General features: G+C 65.8%; 19 protein-coding genes. 12 read left to right on the forward strand and 7 right to left on the reverse strand.

Annotated features, from left to right (window positions below):
• Window positions 1–55 precede the first annotated feature (55 nt).
• The 3 genes from OG405_RS02880 to OG405_RS02890 all read left to right on the forward strand — a co-directional run bounded on the left by OG405_RS02880 (window position 56) and on the right by OG405_RS02890 (window position 2189).
• Complete coding sequence (locus OG405_RS02880; RefSeq protein WP_327150082.1) at window positions 56–664, forward strand: acyl-CoA-like ligand-binding transcription factor; 609 nt, start codon at window positions 56–58, stop codon at window positions 662–664.
• A gap of 234 nt (window positions 665–898) precedes the next feature.
• Complete coding sequence (locus OG405_RS02885) at window positions 899–1720, forward strand: alpha/beta fold hydrolase (RefSeq protein ID WP_327150083.1); 822 nt, start codon at window positions 899–901, stop codon at window positions 1718–1720.
• The gene (locus tag OG405_RS02890) at window positions 1686–2189 is read left to right on the forward strand and encodes a DUF2220 domain-containing protein (protein WP_327150084.1); all 504 of its coding nucleotides are present in this window, start codon (window positions 1686–1688) and stop codon (window positions 2187–2189) included. The genes OG405_RS02885 and OG405_RS02890 overlap by 35 nt, the downstream gene beginning before the upstream one ends.
• Window positions 2190–2336: 147 nt before the next feature.
• On the opposite strand, the gene OG405_RS02895 is transcribed toward OG405_RS02890, so the two are convergent.
• Window positions 2337–2591 carry a hypothetical protein gene (locus OG405_RS02895; RefSeq protein WP_327150085.1) on the reverse strand — a complete coding sequence of 85 codons (255 nt, stop codon included), beginning with the start codon at window positions 2589–2591 and terminating at the stop codon, window positions 2337–2339.
• Between the two features lie 387 nt (window positions 2592–2978).
• Here OG405_RS02895 and OG405_RS02900 point away from each other — a divergent pair, with 387 nt between their 5' ends.
• Together OG405_RS02900 and OG405_RS02905 are read left to right on the forward strand one after the other, a co-directional pair.
• Window positions 2979–4415: a sodium/glutamate symporter gene (locus OG405_RS02900; protein ID WP_327150086.1), complete on the forward strand. Its 1437-nt coding sequence runs from the start codon at window positions 2979–2981 to the stop codon at window positions 4413–4415.
• A gap of 101 nt (window positions 4416–4516) precedes the next feature.
• A complete protein-coding gene (locus OG405_RS02905) occupies window positions 4517–4960 on the forward strand; it encodes a hypothetical protein (RefSeq protein WP_327150087.1) in 444 nt (147 codons plus the stop codon).
• A 15-nt stretch (window positions 4961–4975) separates the two neighbouring features.
• Here OG405_RS02905 and nhaA read toward each other — a convergent pair whose 3' ends face one another.
• Window positions 4976–6292 (reverse strand): Na+/H+ antiporter NhaA, encoded by a 1317-nt coding sequence (gene nhaA, locus OG405_RS02910; protein ID WP_327150088.1) that lies wholly within the window; start codon window positions 6290–6292, stop codon window positions 4976–4978.
• A 495-nt stretch (window positions 6293–6787) separates the two neighbouring features.
• Here nhaA and OG405_RS02915 point away from each other — a divergent pair, with 495 nt between their 5' ends.
• The 3 genes from OG405_RS02915 (at window position 6788) to OG405_RS02925 (ending at window position 9801) form a co-directional block, all read left to right on the forward strand.
• Window positions 6788–7714 (forward strand): ABC transporter ATP-binding protein, encoded by a 927-nt coding sequence (locus OG405_RS02915; protein ID WP_327150089.1) that lies wholly within the window; start codon window positions 6788–6790, stop codon window positions 7712–7714.
• Window positions 7711–9333, forward strand: a complete 1623-nt coding sequence (locus OG405_RS02920) for a polyketide antibiotic transporter (RefSeq protein ID WP_327150090.1) — start codon at window positions 7711–7713, stop codon at window positions 9331–9333. The genes OG405_RS02915 and OG405_RS02920 overlap by 4 nt, the downstream gene beginning before the upstream one ends.
• Window positions 9334–9453: 120 nt before the next feature.
• The gene (locus OG405_RS02925; protein WP_327150091.1) at window positions 9454–9801 is read left to right on the forward strand and encodes a hypothetical protein; all 348 of its coding nucleotides are present in this window, start codon (window positions 9454–9456) and stop codon (window positions 9799–9801) included.
• A 245-nt stretch (window positions 9802–10046) separates the two neighbouring features.
• Here OG405_RS02925 and OG405_RS02930 read toward each other — a convergent pair whose 3' ends face one another.
• Together OG405_RS02930 and OG405_RS02935 are read right to left on the reverse strand one after the other, a co-directional pair.
• Window positions 10047–10862 carry a DoxX family protein gene (locus OG405_RS02930; protein ID WP_327150092.1) on the reverse strand — a complete coding sequence of 272 codons (816 nt, stop codon included), beginning with the start codon at window positions 10860–10862 and terminating at the stop codon, window positions 10047–10049.
• A 118-nt stretch (window positions 10863–10980) separates the two neighbouring features.
• A complete protein-coding gene (locus OG405_RS02935; protein WP_327150093.1) occupies window positions 10981–11850 on the reverse strand; it encodes a sigma-70 family RNA polymerase sigma factor in 870 nt (289 codons plus the stop codon).
• Between the two features lie 428 nt (window positions 11851–12278).
• Here OG405_RS02935 and OG405_RS02940 point away from each other — a divergent pair, with 428 nt between their 5' ends.
• Window positions 12279–12737, forward strand: coding sequence for a DoxX family protein (locus OG405_RS02940; protein ID WP_327150094.1), 459 nt, complete (start codon window positions 12279–12281; stop codon window positions 12735–12737).
• Window positions 12738–12844: 107 nt separating this feature from the next.
• Here the strand turns inward: OG405_RS02940 and yczE are convergent, their stop codons facing one another.
• Entirely contained in the window at window positions 12845–13516 is a 672-nt protein-coding gene (yczE, locus tag OG405_RS02945; protein WP_327150095.1) for a membrane protein YczE, read from the reverse strand.
• A gap of 1100 nt (window positions 13517–14616) precedes the next feature.
• Here yczE and OG405_RS02950 point away from each other — a divergent pair.
• The gene (locus OG405_RS02950) at window positions 14617–16212 is read left to right on the forward strand and encodes a WXG100-like domain-containing protein (RefSeq protein ID WP_327150096.1); all 1596 of its coding nucleotides are present in this window, start codon (window positions 14617–14619) and stop codon (window positions 16210–16212) included.
• On the opposite strand, the gene OG405_RS02955 is transcribed toward OG405_RS02950, so the two are convergent.
• Window positions 16202–17026 carry a zeta toxin family protein gene (locus OG405_RS02955; protein ID WP_327150097.1) on the reverse strand — a complete coding sequence of 275 codons (825 nt, stop codon included), beginning with the start codon at window positions 17024–17026 and terminating at the stop codon, window positions 16202–16204. The two genes, OG405_RS02950 and OG405_RS02955, sit on opposite strands and share 11 nt — an antisense overlap.
• The gene (locus tag OG405_RS02960) at window positions 17026–17904 is read right to left on the reverse strand and encodes a zeta toxin family protein (protein ID WP_327150098.1); all 879 of its coding nucleotides are present in this window, start codon (window positions 17902–17904) and stop codon (window positions 17026–17028) included. The genes OG405_RS02955 and OG405_RS02960 overlap by 1 nt, the downstream gene beginning before the upstream one ends.
• 218 nt (window positions 17905–18122) lie before the next feature.
• Here OG405_RS02960 and OG405_RS02965 point away from each other — a divergent pair, with 218 nt between their 5' ends.
• Window positions 18123–18248 (forward strand): hypothetical protein, encoded by a 126-nt coding sequence (locus tag OG405_RS02965; RefSeq protein ID WP_327150099.1) that lies wholly within the window; start codon window positions 18123–18125, stop codon window positions 18246–18248.
• 131 nt (window positions 18249–18379) lie between these two features.
• The gene (locus OG405_RS02970) at window positions 18380–19756 is read left to right on the forward strand and encodes an MFS transporter (RefSeq protein WP_327150100.1); all 1377 of its coding nucleotides are present in this window, start codon (window positions 18380–18382) and stop codon (window positions 19754–19756) included.
• The last annotated feature ends 14 nt before the right edge of the window (window positions 19757–19770 follow it).

Below are 19770 nucleotides of genomic sequence, written 5' to 3' on the forward strand. Positions count from 1 at the left end.
TAGTGTCAATCTGGCTGCAAGTGTCATATGCGGCATGGTGCGCTACGCTTGTCGAGTGACTGATCCCGCCGGAATCACCATGGCCGAGCGCAAACGCCGACTTGTCGCCGGCGAGCTGACCGAATCGGCGCTACAGCTACTGGTGAGCAAGGGCTTCGAAGCGGTCACCGTCGACGAAATCACCACTGCTGCAGGTGTTTCCAAACGCACCTTTTTTCGCTATTTCGAGTCGAAGGAGGACGTGGTCGTCCAGTTCCTGGCCGAGATGGGTACGAGAATCCACGCTGAACTGGCCGCACGCCCCATCGCCGAGCCCCCATCCGTCGCCTGGCGGCACGCTGTCTGGGTCCCCATCGCCGCCTGCGGCGATCACGCCGACCGGGCGCTCCGAGTAGTCCAACTGATCCTGCGTACACCCGCCCTCCGCTCGCGCTTCCTGGAACGCCAGGTGCAGTGGCACCGAGACCTGACCGCGCAAGTAGCCCGCAGGCACGACCTCGACCCTGACCGCGATCTTTATCCGCGGATGGCTGCCGGAATGGCGCTGACCGCCTTCAACACGGTCCTCCAATGCTGGAGCGACAGCGACGGCGCAGCGGACCCCGCCGACTTGACCGATCGGGCCTTCGCAGTGATCATCCCGGGCTTGGACTCCCGAACATAAGGCACCCGAACATGGAAGGAGACCGGTCGATGACTGGCCCTTCCGGAATGTCCGCCGAGCTGCTCGATCGCAGACCAGGGCAACACCCGTTCCGCAACCGTCGCCTCCGGACGCGGACCGGAGGCGTTGATCCGGAGCCACCGGGACGATCTGCATCCATGACCTCAGAGGTCATCTCTTGAGGGCACCGGCGCGATCAGCGTCGGTGCCGACAGCAATTCGACGATCGGAGCGATGATGGGCAAGAGCGGCGACGAGTTCGCGGTGACCGAGGGCGTGCTGCGGCACGGAATGCCGTATCTGGCGTTGGGTAACGGACGGCCGCTGGTCTTCCTGCGCTGGTTCACTCCCGATCATGCGAATCCGACCGGGTGGATGCGGTCCTCGGAGCTGAAAAAGCTGGCCGGGCTCGCACGGAATTTCCGGGTGTACGCGGTGAGCCGGGCGCCGGGAACGGCGGCCGGAGCCACCATGGCCGACCTCGCCGGTGAACACGCCGAGGCGTTGCGTGCCGAGTTCGGTGAGCCGGTCGATGTCCTCGGGGTGTCCTCCGGTGGTTCGATCGCGTTGCAACTGGCCGTCGATCATCCCGACGTGGTGCGCAAGCTCGTGGTGGTGTCGGCGGCCTGCCGACTGGATCCAGCGCTGCGGATCGGTCAGCGGCGCTACGCCGAGGCGGTGCTGGCGGGCAGGCGCGGCCTGCACCATATGGCGCTCACCACCGTCGGCAACCCGGTGGGCGCGCGTTTGGTCGGTGCGGCGATGTGGTTGGTCGATCCGCTGGTTCGGCCGAAGTCGCCTGCCGACACCCACCATTTCCTGCTTGCCGAAGATGGTTTCGATGTCACCGAACGCCTCGGCGAGATCATGGTCCCGGCCTTGATCATCGGCGGTGAGCGCGATACCTCCTACAGCGCCGAGAGCTTCCGGCAGACCGCCGACGGCATCCCGGACGGGCGGCTGGTCCGGTATCCGGGTACCGGCCATATGGGTGCGGTCTCACATTCGGATTTCGTCGACGATGTCGTGCGATTCCTCGGCGACACATCAACATAGACGGCGGTGGGCGACTCGCCACTGTTTCCGATCAGGGCGCCTGACGTGGCGTCGAGCAGCTAGACCGCACGAGATCACCTACCTCGCTTTCCCGTCTGTCGAGGACGCTGTCGTCATCTTCGGTGAGGGCTACGCAGCATCCCGGTTGCAGCCCTTGAAGTGGCTGGATCAGAAGAATCTCGTCTACTGGGGCGACATCGACACCCACGGATTCGCGATCCTGAACAGCGTGCGCCGCTCATTTGCAGGTGCGCGGTCCATGCTCATGGACCGCACCAGTCCCCTTGCCCACGAGAGTCACTGGGGCGCCGAGCCGAACCCCACCCGCGAGCACCTCGAGTTACTCAGCCCGGACGAAGCGAGCCTTTACACCGACCTTGCGGAGGGGGTTCTGGGCAGGTCCGTGCGGCTGGAGCAAGAACGCATCTCCTACACCGCCATCGAGCAGGCCACCCAGCGGTTCCGCTGACTCCGGACACCTCATCGGCCGAGTCCAACCGATCCCAACCCGCATAGCTGGTGGCCGCCTTTCGGGGCTGGTCAGCCGGATCTATCGACACTGTAATGCGAGGCTCTTCCACGCCGTGTGCGGGTGGCGCTCATCCACGTGGCCGACTCAGGACGGTCGTGCTCGTCCGTGGGAGTCGCGGGTGGGTATTCCGTGTCGGCGTAGTGCGGCCAGGACGGTGGTGTGGGCGACGTCGAGGTGGTTGCCGACGCGTGTCAGTGACCAGCCGAGCCGGTAGAGGTGGATGGCGGTGTCGACCTGGTCAGGAGACAGACCGCAGCGGCGCATGGGCACCTGGTGCCGGTGGAGGATGGTGCTGACCGTACGTCGTTCGATGCCAAAACGGGCGGCCAGTTCGTACACGGTTGCTCCGGCCTGGTAGCCGGCGATCAGTTCCGCGACTTCTTCTGTGTCGAGTTGCCGTGCCCGCCGCAGCGTGGGCCGTTCCTCGGTCGGCAGGGCCGGTGTTATGGGGTCCGGTAGCTTCTGGAGCAGCAGTCATAGCCGTTGGCAGGCCGCAGCGCTGTCCGCGTGGTCGGGCGGCGGCCGCTCCTTCGTGGGTGCCGGCGACGCACGGGGTCCGGCTCGTCGATCGGTAGCAGGCACGTATTCCCATCGAGGAGAACGCCTTACAAGTCTTTGGGCCGTTGTATATCGTACCGTCAAACAACGGCAAGGTTGCTGTTCGTCACAGCCGGACCAGCACGGTTTCAGGTGTGAGCGGCGACACTACGAGGAAAGCGGGTTGGAATGTCCCCGGAAGTGATCGGTTTCGCGCTGCTGATGATCGGCGTGATGATGCTGATTTCGAAGATCATCAGGGTGAAGTGGCGGCTGACGCAGAAGCTGTTCATTCCGAGTTCGATCATCGGTGGCGCGCTGGCGTTGCTGATCGGCCCGGATGTGTTGGGGCGGATCGCTTCCGCGTTGGGCACGGACCGGTTCGCCGAGTCGGGGTTGTTCACCTCCGAGATCTTGGACGTGTGGAAAACGCTGCCGGGACTGTTGATCTCGCTGGTGTTCGCGGGTTTGCTGATGGGGCACAAGCTGCCGTCGCCCCGCGAGGCGTTCCGGGTCGCGGGCCCGCAGATCACCTTCGGTATCACTATCGCCAGCGGCCAGTACGTGTTCGGGTTGCTGCTGGCGATGCTGGTGCTGGGCCCGGTGTTCGGGCTGCCGGCGATGGCGGGCACGTTGATCGAGATCGGGTTCGAGGGCGGGCACGGGACCGCGGCCGGTATGGCCGGGACGTTCGAGGAATTCAACTTCCCCGAAGGCCAGGACCTGGCGCTGGGGCTGGCGACCGTCGGCATTCTGTCCGGTGTGGTGTGCGGGATCGCGCTGATCAACTGGGGTGTCCGCACAGGCAAGACCGCTGAGTTGAAGTCGAATGCTGCTCCGTCGGTGTCGGAGCAGGCGGGTCTGGTGGAAAAGGAGCGGCGGCGTTCGGCCGGGACGTTGACGGTCAATCCGTCCTCGATCGAGCCGTTGACGCTGCATTTCGGGTTGCTCGCGGTGGCGGTGCTGATCGGGTGGCTGATCCTGTCGGGGCTGCAGTGGCTGGAGTCGAAACTGTGGGCCGACACCTTGGAGTTGTTCGCGCATGTGCCGCTGTTCCCGATCGCGATGATCGGCGGCATCATCGTGCAGGGTTTGATCCAGGTGTTCGACAAGGAAGAGATCGTCGATGTGCAGCTGATCGAACGTTTGCAGGGATTCAGTCTCGATGTCCTGGTCATCGCTGCCCTGGGAACCCTGTCGCTGCAATCCATCGCCGCCAATCTGGGCCCGTTCGTACTGTTGGCGGTCACCGGTCTGGTGTGGACGGTGGGTGCGTTCGTGTTCCTGGCTCGGCGGATGCTGCCCGACTTCTGGTTCGAACGCGGTATCGCTGATGTCGGGCAGGCGATGGGGGTGACGTCCACCGGTCTGATCCTGCTGCGCGTCGCCGACCCGGATCTGAAAACGCCCGCATACCAGGCATTCGGCTACAAACAGCTGATTCTGGAGCCGTTCTTCGGCGGCGGGCTGGTCACCGCCGGCGCGATCCCTGTGATCGCCAATTTCGGTGCCGGCGCGCTGTTCGCGGGCATGCTCGCACTGTTCATCGGTGCGCTTGCCACGGGACTGCTCTACTTCGGCCGCCGCCGCACCTCGACCCCGGCCTCGGAGCCGGTGAGCACCTGAACGGGTAAGGCAGGTGAAAGCAGCGCGGCGCCGGAGCTCGAAGCTCCGGCGCCGCGCTTGTTGCCGGAACCGCTGATCTCGCGCTGCCATACGATGCCGAGGTGTTCCTGGTCGCGATGATCGCTGGTGTGGCTGTCACCGCGGCCGCGGGGGCGGTGTGCGGGGCGGCTTACTTTCACGTGCTGGTGCCGTTCAACGAGGCGCTGCGCAGTAAGTCCGCTCCCAGCTATACCGGTCGGCGTGAGGCGGTGGTCCTGGCGCATACCTGTAGGTCCGGGCACGAGTCTTCTTCGTGCGTGTGCTCGCGGCGCTCTCGCCGCACCCTGTTGGAATATCAGGGCGCGGACTGGCGGCGGCGTCGATACGCGGTGCCCGGTGAGTACCCCGTAGGACAACAGGTACCCGTCCGAGTCAGCTACTCCAGCAACCGGCCATATCCTCTGACCTGGACCACCGTCGGGCACACCGCGATCCGAGGCGCACTCGTCGGCGCAGCGCTCGGTCTGGCTCACGCTGTGCTGCTGAGTGTGCTGCTGTATGCCTGACCCGGAACTTCTATTTCAGTCCTTCTGCTGGTAGACGTCGGGGATACCGTCGTGGTCGGCGTCGCGTGATTCTTCTTCGGCGATGCGTCGGTAGGTGCGGTTACGCAGCCGCAGCACGACGGTCGCCAGCAGTGCCGCGGTCAGGGTGCCGATGAGGATCCCGATCCGGACGTGGTCTTCGCGCAGCGGCTGATCGGTGAAGGCCAGTTCCCCGATCAGCAACGAGACCGTGAACCCGATACCGCCGAGCAGTGCCACTCCGGCGACGTCGACCCAGCTCAGATCCGTGTCCAGCTCGGCGCGGGTGAGTTTCGCGGTCAGGAAGGTGGTGGACAGGATGCCCAGTGCCTTGCCGGCCACCAGACCCACGACGATGCCGAGCGTGACCCGGTCGGTGAGGGAATCGGTGATCCCGCTGATTCCGCCGATGGTGACCCCGGCGGCGAAGAACGCGAATATCGGTACCGCGACCCCGGCGGTGATCGGCCGGATCCGGTGCTCGAACGCTTCGGCCAGGCCCGGATCCTGCGGTGAGGGGTTGCCCGGGCCCGCGCGGGTGGCCAGGACGGGCACGGTGAAGCCCAGCAGTACTCCGGCCACGGTGGCATGTACTCCGGACTGGTGCACCAGCCACCAGGTGAGCAGTGCCAGCGGTATCAGTACCCACGGTGAGCGGATCCGGCGCTGGACCGCGAACGCGAACGCGAACGCGGCAAGCGGAATCACCGCCAGTCCCAGGTAGGGCAGATGCAGTTCGTCGGTGTAGAAGATCGCGATCACGGTGACCGCGAGCAGGTCGTCGACCACGGCGAGGGTGAGCAGAAAGGTACGCAGCGCGGTGGGCAGATGTGAGCTGACCACCGCGAGGACCGCCAGTGCGAAAGCGATGTCTGTCGCCGTCGGGATCGCCCATCCCCGCACGGCGTCACCGTTGCCGAGATTGAATGCCACGAAGATCAGCGCGGGGCCGATCATCCCGCCGATCGCGGCCACGACCGGCAGCGCCGCCCGGCGCGGATCGCGGAGGTCGCCGGCGACGAACTCGCGTTTGAGTTCGAGGCCGACCACGAAGAAGAACACCGCGAGCAACCCGTCGGCCGCCCAGGTCTCCAACGACAGGTTCAAGTGCAGCCCGACCGGTCCCAGCTCGAAATCGCGCAGGGCCTCATAAGCATGCGACCACGGCGTATTGGCCCAGATCAGCCCGATCGCCGCGGCGATGATCAGTAGAATCCCGCCGGCGGTCTCGGTGCGCAGGATCGAAGCGATCCGCCGAGCTTCCGGCCAGGAGCCGCGGGACAGGAGAGCGGGGCGGGGCTCAGGGGTGCTCATCGGCGCTGTCCCGCCTTCACCGCAGGTGCCGGCCGGAGTGACACAGGCCGCGGCCGGACCGCTGAACGACGCTCACCGCGATGGCTGCACCGCGGGGCGGGGCCGGATGGCCGCCGGTCCACCGCAGTAGTGGCGTGCTCGAAGAACCAGAAGCGAGGTTCGGCGGTCCACCAACAGGTATCGGCCGCTACGGGCCGGAGAAGCCGCTGGTCGGCGGCGGGGAAAGTACTGAATGAGGAGAGCAGGGTCTTCACCTATCGCTGACGGGCCCGGCCCGTTCCCGGACCAGGCTGTGCCGACCAGACTTCCCGGCTCTCCTACCGTAAAGATGCCGTAAAGACCCCTGTCAGGGCAAATGCGGACCTGCGGACCCCGGGTCGGCCATCTCGTCGAAAAGCCCTCCGTTGCGCGCCCGCACCGGAGTAGCCTCATCACCAGGTGCGCCGGGAAGTCTGGTCGGCAATGTCATATTCGCCGACCCCGGAAGGGCTTCCGATGTCCACCACTGCGGCGCTGCCCGCGCCCGCCCGCGATACCCGCGCGGCGATCTCGATCGAACATCTGTCCAAACGATTCGGCCGCACCCTCGCCGTCGACGACCTCACCTTGACCGTGAACCCGGGCGAGGTGTTCGGTTTCCTCGGCCCCAACGGCGCCGGAAAATCGACCACCATCCGCATGCTGCTCGGCCTCATCCGACCCACCACAGGCACCGCCCGGATCTTCGGCGACGACGCCGGCGGTGTCCGCGCCGCACACCGCCACCTCGCCTACGTACCCGCCGATGTGGCGCTGTGGCCGACGCTGACCGGCGCCGAGATCCTGGAGCTGCTCGCCCGCGTGGGACCCGGCATCGACACCGGCTACCGCACCGAGCTGGTCGACCGGTTCGCGCTCGACCTGGACAAGCCCGGCAAAACCTACTCCACCGGTAACCGGCAGAAAGTCGCGTTGGTCGCCGCGTTCGCCACCCGGGCCCCGCTGCTGGTCCTCGACGAACCGACCAGCGGCCTGGACCCGCTGATGGAGCACCAGTTCCGCCGCTGCGTCACCGAAGCCCGCGACCGCGGCCAGACCGTGTTCTTGAGTTCACACCAACTCGGTGAGGTCGAAGCACTCTGCGACCGGGTCGCGATCCTGCGCGCCGGCCGACTCGTCGACATCGCCAGCCTGGCCGAGTTGCGGCGACTTCAACGCACCGCCGTCGAGGTCTCCTACGACGGCCACCCACCGGAACTGGCCGGGGTGGACGGAGTGCTCGCCATCGAGCAGATCGGCAGCACCCGGATACGGTTCACCCTGTCCGGACCACCCGCGCCCGCGCTGCGCGCCCTCGCCGAAATCCAGGTGACGGCACTGTCACTGCGCGAACCCACCCTCGAAGAGATCTTCCTCGACTACTACGGCCAGGCCACCCGATGACCGCCGCCACGCTCCAGCTCTCCACTGCCACAACAGCAGCCGGGCGAGCACTGTCGCGACTCACCGTGCGCCAACTACGGCGCAGCGCGGCACTGGTCGCTCTCACCGCCGGCGGGCTGACCGCCGTCGTCGCCGCCCAATACCAGGCGACGTTCGCCGACGCCCTCGACTCCGAGGCCATGCGCGCGCTCACCGAGAACCCCGCCGTCCGAGTCCTGTTCGGCGCCGCTCGCGCCCTCGACGATCCCGGCGGTTTCACCGTATGGCGCACCGGCACCCCCGTCTTCGTGCTGTGCGGGCTGTGGGCACTGCTGGCCGCCACCCGCCTGACCCGCGGCGAAGAGGACAGTGGCCGCTGGGACCTGCTGCTGGCCGGACGTGCCCGACTGCTCGACCTGGTCACGCGCAGCGCCGTCACACTCACCCTCGCCGCAGCCGCCATCGCCGCCGGAGTGGGGATCGCCCTGACCGCGACCGGCACCGACACCACCGGCGCGCTCGTCCACGCCCTCTGCGTATTCGGCGCCACCACAGCCTTCGCCGGGACAGGGCTGCTCACCGCGCAACTGCTGCCCTCCCGAAGCGCGGCCACCGGGCTCGCCTCCGCCGTACTCGGGGTCGGCCTGCTACTGCGCATGCTCGCCGACGGTGTCTCCGCGCTCTCCTGGCTGACCTGGTTCACCCCCTTCGGGCTCGCTGCCCGCGCCGCCCCCTACGCCGGCAACCATCTGGCGCCGGTCCTGATCCTCATCGGCGCCGCCGCAGCATCGGTACTCGCCGCGCTGGCCACCGCCCGTCGCCGCGAGCTCGGCGCCGCGGTGATCCAGGTGCCGGACAGACGGCCCGCCCGCACCCGGCTGCTGGGTTCGGTGACCGGTTTCGCCGCGCGCCGTGCCCTGGCTCCCACCACCGGATGGGCGGTAGGCATCGCCGCCTACTTCCTGGTCATCGGCGCGGTGATCACCTCGATTCTGGAATTCCTCACCGACAAACCCAGATTCGCCGAACTCGCCGCCACCGCCGGATTCGGCGGTCTCGGCTCGGCCCCAGGGTTCGCCGCCGCGATGTTCGCCCTCCTGGCCATTCCCACCGGCCTCTACGCCGCCACCCGCATCGCGGCCGTGGCCGCCGACGAGAAAACCCGCCGTTCGACCATCCTGCACAGCTTGCCCCTGTCCCGATACCAGCTCGCCGGCGCCGAAATCGCCGCCACCACCACCGGGATCGCGATCCTGCTGGTAACGGCGGCGGGCAGTCTGTGGGCCGGAGCGGCACTCACCGGCGCCCCGCTCGGACCGGGACAAGCCCTGGCCGGCGCAGTCAACATCGCCCCGGTAGCCCTGCTGGCACTCGGCGCCGCCGTACTCGCACTGGGCTGGTACCCGAACGCGGTCGGTGCCCTCGGCGCACTCCCTGTCGCCGGCGGCTTCCTCCTCGACGTCATCGCCCGAAGCGCGGGCGCCCCCGCCTGGGTACTCCAGATCTCCCCCTTCGCCCACCTCGCCCCCGTACCCGACACCACCCCGGACCCCGGCGCGACCCTCGCCCTCACCGCGATAGCCCTCGCCATGACGATGGCCGGACTGTACGGCTACACACGCCGCGACCTCGACAACTGACCCTCGCCCCCGAGGCGCCTCCAGGAATCGGCGCACAATCCGAAAGATCGGAGACAGCACCGGTGCCCGCACCCGCCCGCCCGGAGGACGAAGAGCCATCCGACACCGAAGGGAAACTCAGTGCAGGCTTTCATCGTTGCTCTCATTTTCGCGGTTGCGGCACTGGCCTGCATGAATTCGGCTGCCAAGGGCTATCGGGGAGTCGCGACCAGCCACCGGGAGGGATACGGCGAAGGGATACCCGACACGACACTGACAGACCCCGAACGCCGGAAAAAGGCGAACAAACTCGTCGCGTACTGGGAAACCGCGGCAGCGCTGCTCTGCCTGCCGCCCGCCGCCTACGCGATCTACATCGCCCTCGACCCCGAACGCCGTATACCCCTCCCGGTCTTGATCGGCATCGCTGTCTACTCGATCATCGTCTTCTCCATCGCCGGGTATCCACTGGAAAAGATCAAAGAGTAAGCCCGCCTCGACCAGCCCGCGAAATCACGACTGGGGCCGCTAGTCGCCCGCGCCGACGAACACTTCGCCGCCCGCAACCACGCCGAAGACCCCGCCTGGATGTGCTACTACGACCACGCCGAACACCTCGGAAGCACTGGCAAAGCCCTCATCCCCGTCGCTGTCGTACGCAAGCGAATCGAGCTGGCCGCACCCCGAATCCGCCAAGCCATTCAACTCCAAGGCGATAGTCGCCTGTGACATTCTCATGCCGCCGCGAGGCTTCGCGAGGCGGGGCGCAGGGCCCATGAGGTCAGTACGCACAGCGCGAACGAGGCCGTCCACCAGAGGTGTTCGACGGATGATCCGGCCGCGATGTGAGAGGCGAATGCGCCGGCAAAGTTATAGAACGCTCCAGCGTATGCCCATTCTTTCAGTCGTCCGAGGCGGGGCGCGAGTATCACCAGGGCTCCCGATATCTTCCAAACCCCGAGCATGGTGATGAAATACGTGGGGTATCCCAGCTCCAGCATTCCCGCGACCGTCGCACCGCGTCCCAGCAGATCGGCCATGCCACCACTGAAGAGGACGATGGCCACGACGCCGGTCGTCGCCCAGAAGCCGATGGTGGTCGCCGATCTCGGTTTGTCGCTGGAGTCGGCTCGTCCTGGTGTCCACGATCCGGTCGCGATTGTTCTGCGGTCCCGGGGACGGGTTGCCCACGACAGACAAGTCATCGTGGCAAAACCGAGGGGCCCCACTGCGGCGGGATCGCCCTGGACCGCCAGCGAGATCGCCGCCCCGAGATAGATGAAAAAGACACCCGCATATACCCATTCCTTCAGACGCGGCAGTCGCGGCGCCACCAGCACGAAGGCTCCGGGGATCTTGGCGACTCCCAGAATCACCAGGATGTAGGGCGGGTAGCCGAGCTGATCGACGGCGACGTCGCGGACGATATCGATCTGCAGGATGTCCCATATACCGCCCATCGCGGATTCGAACGCGACGATCGCGGTGGTTATCCAGTAGACAACGCTTCGGTAGCGGCTGTTCGCCGCGATGCGCAGGATCTCGGTCATATCGGTCCTCGAAAGTGTTCCGCCGACCACGGCGGATTCCATTGACACCGATCTGACCGCGCCGGAGGCCCCGATGTGACAGACGAGCGCGGCCTGCTGACGGCGGAGCCGGTCGCCGTCAGTAGTCGGAGAGACCCATGCTGACGATCTTTTCCGGATCGCCGATCATCTCGATGCCGACGATCTTCGCGTCCAGGATCGCGAACGTGAAGACGATGCGCGGGCGACCGCCGACTGTCCAGATCGCACCCGGTTCCCGGTCGACCAGGGCCGGTCGGGCACCCTGTGCGCGGCCGGTGAAGGTTCGGGCCACGGCGTCGGCACCGATGACTTCCGCTGCGGCTCCGGCTGCGACGACGGTGTTGTCCGCACGCACCACCACATCGGGGTCGAGGAGTTCGAGGAGGGTGTCGAACCGGCCCGTTCGTGCGGCCCGTAAGAATGCGTCGACGATCTGTTTCCGCTGCGCGGTGTCGATCGCCGCGGGTTGATCGATTCCGTGGACCCGGCGTCGCGCGCGGCTGGCGAGTTGACGCGTCGCTGTGCTGGAACGGCCGACGATCTCGGCTATCTCGTCGAATGGCACAGCGAACATGTCGTGCAACACGAACGCGAGTCGTTCAGCCGGAGAGAGGGTATCGAGGACGACCAAGAGTGCCGAGCCGACCGAATCGGCCATCATCGTTTCCTGCTCGGGGGAGATCGTGGTGGCTCGCTCCGCCCTGTCGTCTACCACGTCGGTGCCGGAAAGCTGTTCTCGGCGGCTCTTGCGGCGTTGCAGCTCGTTCAGGGAAACCCGCGAGACTACCGTGGTCAGCCAGCCGGCCAGATTGTCGACGTCGGCGACGTCGGCTCTGCTCAATCGTATCCATGCCTCCTGCACCGCATCCTCAGCGTCGGTGACCGACCCCAGCATGCGATATGCCACGGCACGCAGATGCGTTCTGTTGGCCTCGAACTCTCTGATAAGCCACTCGGTGTAGTCCATCGGTCACATTCCTTCCGGGGGATCTGTCAGTACCTATGACCGGCCGAACCGAGCCGGTGTGACAACGATGCACAGAGGAGATACGAAGCCGTGACCTCGCCGGTGAACCCTGATATTCCCCGTAACGAACCTCGCCGAGGCAAAGGGGCTCTACGGCACGCTACCGGGCGTCGAACCAGTGGTGGACGAGCCGTACTACATCCAGTTCGGGCTGGGCGGCCAACAGGTCGGGCTCGAGCTCAACGGGTACGCCAAGGGGCTGACCGGCGTCGCCCTTTCTTGACTGTCGACGACATCCGCGACGGGCACGAGGTCGTGTCGTCGAGGAGTCACATTCGCGGCAGCCGGACTGTCATATCTGCGAACGGGAAGAACCCGTTCCCGCCCCGGACGGTGGGAATCGTCCATGCACTTCCGGAGGAAATAAAATGCTGAAACGCCGCACTGTGCCAACATGGTTGCGTACCGGCTTGTACTGGTTCTTGGCTTTCGAGTTCTTTATGGGGTTCGCAACCAAATTCTGGCCTGGGGAGACCTTCTTCGGCCCGGCCTATTCCGAGAAGTTCGCCGACTGGGGCTTCGACCCGAATATGCGTTACCTGGTCGGGCTGATGGAGCTGGTTTGTGCGATTCTGTTGGTTATTCCACGCCGGCAGTCCCGATTCCTCGGCGCTGCGGGGTTGGTGTTGCTACTCACCGGCGCAGTAACAACGCATGTCATCGACGACGCGCCGGTCTACGAAGAGGTTTCGGCGCCACTGCATCTGGTGATCCTGCTGTGTATCGCGGCGGCGAACTGGCCTGCCGCCCCACGGGAGCTGATCCGGTGGCCATCCGCGCCGACGCTGCAAATGCAGCCGTCGAGTGTCGGCGCGCGGCGGAGCTGACCGGTAAGAACCAACCATCTGCTCGTTCGAGGGCGTTGTCGAATCATCGGAGTCGGAGCTGACGCCGTTGTCGCTCCTCCTCGGTTCGGGACCGCTACCAGCAACTGCTATACGTTGTGGGCCAGTCGCACCGTGGTCCACCGTAAGAACAGCTGCACCAAGGGTCCCATCGCGATCGCGATCAATAAAGTGCCGAAGCCGACCACTCCACCTAACAGGAAGCCGATAGCGACTACAAAGAGTTCGATAATGGTGCGAACGATCCAGATAGGTTTACCTGTCGCTCGAACGAGTCCGGTCATGAGACCATCGCGAGGGCCGGCACCGAACTGTGCTCCGAGATAGAGCGCGCAAGAGAAAGATAGCATCACCAGGCCGGCGCTATAATACAGCAACTGCTGCTGGAAAGAATCGGCATAGGGTATGAGTTCGGCTGTCGCGTCGGCGGCAATGCCCACGAGAAAGACATTCAAGAGTGTCCCGAGTCCCGGCCTCTCTTTCAATGGAATCCAAAGGAGCAGTACGGTGACAGCAATAGTATTGGTGGCCCATCCGAACGTCATGCCGGTGTGAAGGGAAATTCCTTCCGCAAGTACATTCCAGCTCGCTGCGCCCAGCGAAGATTTCACCAGAAACTCGGTGGCTACTCCGAATATAATTGTCCCGATGACGAGTAGTGAAAGTCTCAGAGCTCTTTTCTCGGCTCGGAGCTGGTCCATTGCGGTCATCTTTCCCGGCGTGAAGTCAGCTGGTTTTTTTAATTCTGCTATGGAAGTCATATGTCATCTCTCCACTCGCGAGGTGATTTACCTACAGGCCGATACCCGGCCTTCTCGGCGCTGGAATTTTCGAAAATCAACTTTCTCGGTCCGGCGATCTTGTCCACATTTCCGAAATCGCCTTGTAGCGCTCGCCGGCTACGCTTCTCACCTCGGTCGCCGAATCCGTTGAGTGTCATCGGAGCTCACGTAGTAGGCGCGGCGAAGTTTTGGGTCAAGCGGGTTGGTGCGCGACCGGCCATCTCGGTTGCGGGCATCGGACTCGGGGTCCAGGGCCTGTCGAAACTACGAGAAGTGCTGATGGTCGAAAAGATCGCTGGCGCCAGCTCCCGAGCCTCGGTGATCGTTGGTATCGGCTCAGCTGAGCCGTTTCCTGGAGCTCGCCAGATCTGGGCAAGGGGCAATCGGCGACACTCGACAACGCCGGCGCGTCGGCTCATGGTGCTTCCTCCCCTGTTTGTCGATCGAGAGATGTCCACAGGGTCAAGGCCTGCGAAACATTGCCGTCGACAACTGTACCGTCATCTAACGGTACATGAAACAGGTGTTGTCGTAACTGGTGGGGGGCGCGGGAAATGCCTGTTCAATCGTGCTTGATCCGCTGGATCGGTCCGTTGCTTATGATCTTGCCGACAGTCAGTGAGACGATGAATGAGTCGGTTGCTGCGATTGCCGGATCAACGGCCGTGTCGAGCGACCGGTAGGTCATCTGTCACGACGTAGCGAGGGGGTCCGATCGGCCAACGCCGCCGAGGGCATCGCCGGAGTATTCCTGCTGGTCGAAGCCGTTGGTGGCCGGAGATTCGCCGACAGTGCACCCCGAGTACCTCTCGTAGGTGATTGCGGTCGCGTCGGAAGGGCTTCGACACCGCAGCGGCGGTGAGGGTTTCGCGCCACGGACCGGACAATAGGTCGTCGGCAACGGCTCCTGAAAGTATCAGTTCCATCGTCGTCGAGATCCCGACCGGTTGTCGTTCACCCGCCCGGTCCGGGTGTCATCCCCGACCGCACCGACCGTCTCATGGGAGCGCGAAGTCTCCGCGGTGGGATGACGTAACGTTGGCATGTGTCGGAAAGAGATTCGGTTTCGGTGGCGTGACGTGGCGGTCGAAGTACCGCATGAGGTAGCACTGTTCCTCAACATCATGGGAGTCCCCTACCCGGACATCGATGAGGATCAGATCCGTGAACTCGCGCGGCAGGTACGGGATTTCGCCACCCGCGTAGCGAGCACCCACGAGTCGGTGACCGGCGCGATCCAGCAGATGGGTTCGGTGTACTCGGGCTACTCCTATGAGCAGCTGGTCGCGACATGGGGGCGGATCAGCGCCGACCACCTGGCGGGTCTCGACCGCGCCTGCCGGATCGCGGCGCGGGTACTCGACACGGCCGCGCAGGTGATCACCGTGGTGAAGGTTGTAGTGCTGGCCGAACTCGCCGCATTGGCGGCCGGTTACGCCGGCCTGATGGCCGCCTCGGTGGCGACCGCGGGGGTGTCGGCGGCACTCACCGCCGCGATCCGGGAAGCCGCGACCAGGGTGGTGTCGGCGCTGGAGCAGATGTTGCTCGGCTACATCATCGCGGAGGTGATCGGCAAGGCTGTCGAACCGCTGGAGGACGTCGTCTCCCGCATGGTCAAGGGTGTCGTCGACGAGGCCGCCGACGCCCTCGGCGTGCCGCCACCGAGTACGAACCAGTCCGAATTGCGCATCGAACCGGACGAGGTGCTGCGCTACGCGCAGGTGCTCGACGATTACGCCGACGATGTTCTGGACCACGCTGTGCGGTTCGTCGATAACGTTGCGTCGCTGGACTTCACCACCCCATCGCGGCCAGGCGATCCGGGCCCGGCCGTCGGGCGGACAGCATCCGGCCCGGACAGTTCGACGGCCCCGGAGTCCACGGTTCGCACACCTGCCTCGTCGGAGCGGGCTGATGCGTTGTCCGCGTCGCCGGGGCCGGACGCATCGTCCTCGTGGTCTCGCACGGATGTGTTGCCGTCGCCACCGCGGCAACCGGACGCCCCTGCACCTGCACCGGCACCGGGCGAGCGGGCGGGGAACGACGCGTCCCGGGCGGTGAACTCCTGGGCCCGCAGTCCGGTGACATCCGTTCGCGACGACTCGTCCCCGACCGGCGGAAGGGAGCATCCGGACAGGAGCGGCATCTCTCGCACGTTCGAACGCTCGGCGCCCGAAGCCCCGGAGCGGCTCGACAGCACGGCCGGCTCGTCGCCCGGCGGCAACGCCGATCTCCGAGCGGCCGCCCCGGCCACAGCCGACACCGGACCGCATCTCGTGGTGGCATCGGATCAGATCGATCGGAATGCGCCGGCCGCCGGCGGCGACCACGGGAGTTCGCGGGCGGCCGCCCCGAATCGCCCGCAATCCGACGACAACGTGAGGTCCACGCCCTGGAGTCGGTCGGAGCGATCGGGTCAGCCGGGCCGCTCGCCGCGGCGACCGCCGCGCCGTCGCGCCGAACGTCGCGCCGGTCCTGTCGTCCTCCGCACCCCGGCGGACACCCCCTGGTCGGCCCGGCCCGCCGTAGCCGCTCCGAAGACGAAGGTGTTCCTGACGCGGGTCGACCGGCCCCGGCCGCCGTGTCAGAGCGACGAGACCCCCGGGAGATCCGATCGATCTTCTGCCACGGATCCATCCACGCCGAAACCCGTCGCCGCGGAACCTACTCCGTAACCGCGGGCGGGATATCCAGGGCGGGCCAGTTGCCGCAGCGGCAGCGGTGGCGGAGCGAGAGCGCGTGATCGGCGGTGTCCTCCGGGACGGTCAGCGCCTCGGTCTCCACTCGGTAACCGGCGGCGCGAAACTCGGTGGCGTAGGCGTCCGCAGTGTCCGGACCACCGGTTCCGATCGCGAGCAGCACGTCGCCGCGGTCGCCGACAGTGTGGTCGACCGCCATGGCGGCCCACTTCAGCAGGTCCGGCCCGAGCACGTCGTCGGCGTGCGCATCGGTGGCGAGGACGAGATCCCAGCAATGCGGGTGATATGCCCGATAGCTACCCGGATCGATCAATGCCGGGGCGATACCGTCCCAGTCGCGGTACCGGCGGCGCAATGCGGTGGTCTTCCCGGATCCCGGCGGACCGGTGACGATCACCGCCACCGGTCGCGCCCGGGGGTACGGCGTCCCGATCGTTTCCGGTGCGATCCGATCCCGGAACAGGGCGGCGCGCGTTTCTCGGTCGAGTCCGCGGGTACGTGGCCCGCTTCGCGCGGGCGGATCCGGCCGCGGTGCCTCGACTTTCCTCGCCAGGATGGTGCCGTACTCACGAATCGTCTCGTCGACCGCCGCGCGGTTGCGGGGATCGAGTTCGGACAACTCGGCGAGGTATGCCCGACGCAGAGACCGCATCTCCTCGCGCGCAATGACGTCGCCGGCGCGCTCGGCCAGCGACTCGACCGCTGTGCACTGCGCCATGAGGCTGGTGAAGATATCCACCGCGGCCTCGTAGTGCAGCACCTGCTCCCATTCGGAAGGCGGCCCGGCCACTACAGCGACTCCGCGAACCGGCCGAGCAGCGGGATCGCCGACTGTTTGATCACATCGGCCTCTGTGCTCAAGCGTTCCCAGACCGGTTCCTCGTCGGGGCGAAGCTGCCGACCGAGGGCGATGCCTTCGTCCAGGTCCTTCAGCTGATCGACGAAGCTACGCTGCTCGACCGCCGTCATCGGTCGATTGCGCTCGTACTCCATCAACTCCGATCCCTCCGGCTGCTTGGACCACGAACCCGACGACAGCCGGTCGTTCTCGAACAACACGTCGGTGCGCGACCGTACCCGCAGGCCCTCGATCGATACCGGCGGCTCCGCGGACTCGAGTACTCGAACCAGATCGGCGGAGCCGTTGTAACACGCGTCCTGCGCGCCGGTGGGAACGTATCGGCCGGTGCCGCTCGCCAGGCGTTCCCGCAGGAAGCGGTTCAGGTTGGACAGCCGACTCTGCAACCGGCGGACGGCGAGCGCCTCGACCCGTGCTCCGTAGTCGTTGTGGTCGAACTTGCGCATGGTTCGAACCGCGCGCGCGAGATCACCCACGCCCTCCTCGAGAATGACGTTGTGGCGCTGGGCGATCGCACGGTCGATGGCCATGTCGAGCCATCTCTCCGCCGTGGGATAAATGTGGTCACCAGCGGTGAAATCGTCGCGGACCCGCAGTTCCGCGTACCGCGGGTGAAATTTCATCAGATCGTCGCCGATCAGCACGACAGCGCCGCCCCGGTTCCGGAAGGAGTCGGCGACCTCTCGAATGACCGTCGACTTGCCCGCCGCCGATTGACCGGTCACGACGACGAATTCGGGTCGCCAGAGGTTGCCCCGGGCGTTACCGAACGTCTCGGGAACGATTCTCCCGTCGAAGCGGCGAGCCATCTCCCGATCGGAGAGCCGGAAGGTCTCTGCGGCACTACGTACCGTGCCTGCCAGCCTGTGCCCCGTAGCCCTGAGGCTCCTACCTGCTCGGCCCACCGACGCCTCGATGCGGCGACTTCCTTTGCGTAGCGCAACAACGGCTGCCGTCACCGGCGTATTCACCGGGACTACTATTCCACGTCCCCGGTTCCCGGCGACGCCGAGCACAGCCGGACGGTATGCCGGAGAAAACGGCGTGCGTGCGTGCGGGCGTTCTCGCGATACACGGCGGGGCCGACGACGACCGCCGGCTGGAGCTCGACGGTGTGGTCGGTGGGGCGGAGGCGACGCGGAACCGCTGGTGAGGCCGCCGACCAGTCCCGATATTTCGGACCCCGCCACCGTGAAGTGGTTCCTACCTGCACACTGAGTGGCGAGCGGCGCGTGACTCCGGTCACCGCGCACTCTGTGCACGAGTGAACGAGAGGGATCACGAATGTCAGAGACCACCACCCCGGACCCGGACGTGTCCACCGGGGGAACACCGGCCGCCGAACCCACATCGTCACGGGCGGCGACTCGTCGCGCTGTCTGGAACACGCTGCGCGGATCTTCGGGCAATCTCGTCGAGTGGTACGACGTCTACGTCTACACGGTGTTCGCCTCGTACTTCGAAAGTCATTTCTTCGATTCGGCGGACAAGAACTCCACCGTCTACGTGTACGCGATCTTCGCCGTCACATTTCTCATGCGTCCGGTCGGCTCGTGGTTCTTCGGCCGCTACGCCGATCGCCGCGGCCGGCGGGCGGCGCTGACCTTCAGCGTTTCCCTCATGGCGGCGTGTTCGATGGTGATCGCGATCGTGCCGGGCCGGGAGACGATCGGCTTGGGGGCGGCCGTGATCCTGGTGCTGTGCAGGCTGGTGCAGGGGTTCGCGACCGGTGGCGAGTACGGCGCCTCGGCCACCTATATGTCCGAGGCCGCCACGCGGGAACGTCGCGGATTCTTCTCGTCGTTCCAGTACGTGACCCTGATCGGTGGTCATGTGCTGGCCCAGCTCACCCTGTTGGTACTCCAGGTGTTCCTGGACAAGCAGGAGATCTCCGATTTCGGCTGGCGGATAGCCTTCTTCATCGGCGGCGTGGCCGCTGTCGTGGTGTTCTGGCTGCGCCGCAGTATGGACGAATCGCTCACCGAGGAGCAGCTCGACGCGGTCCGGCGCGGTGAGGACACCGAATCGGGCTCGCTTCGGGTACTGCTGCGCGAGTACTGGCGGCCGCTGCTGCTCTGTTTCCTGGTCACCATGGGTGGCACCCTCGCGTTCTACACCTACAGCGTGAACGCTCCGGCCATGGTCAAGACCGCTTTCGAAGATCGGGGCATGACGGCCACCTGGATCAACCTCGCCGGATTGATCTTCCTCATGGTGTTGCAGCCGGTCGGTGGGCTGATCAGCGACAAGGTGGGCCGCAAACCCGTCCTGGTGTTCTTCGGGATCGGTGGCGTCGCCTACACCTGGTTCCTCATCGGTTTCCTCCAGGACGCGACATCGGTGGTGGGGACTCTGTCGGTGATCTGCGTCGGCTACGTCCTGCTCACCGGTTACACCTCCATCAATGCCATCGTCAAGGCCGAACTGTTTCCCTCTCGTATCCGAGCCCTCGGAGTGGGAGTCGGTTACGCCCTGGCCAATTCGGTGTTCGGCGGGACCGCGCCGATGATCTATCAGGCTGCGAAGAACGGCGGGCAGGTGACGTGGTTCATCGTGTATGTGACCGTCGTCATCTTCGCTTCGCTGCTGGTATACGTGTTCGGTCTGAAGAACAAGAGCGAGACAGAACTCGATCGGGAGCAAGGACGCGCGTTCGGATAGTGCCGCGGGCGCTG

Source organism: Nocardia sp. NBC_01329 (assembly GCF_035956715.1).
Classification (GTDB): Bacteria; Actinomycetota; Actinomycetes; order Mycobacteriales; family Mycobacteriaceae; genus Nocardia.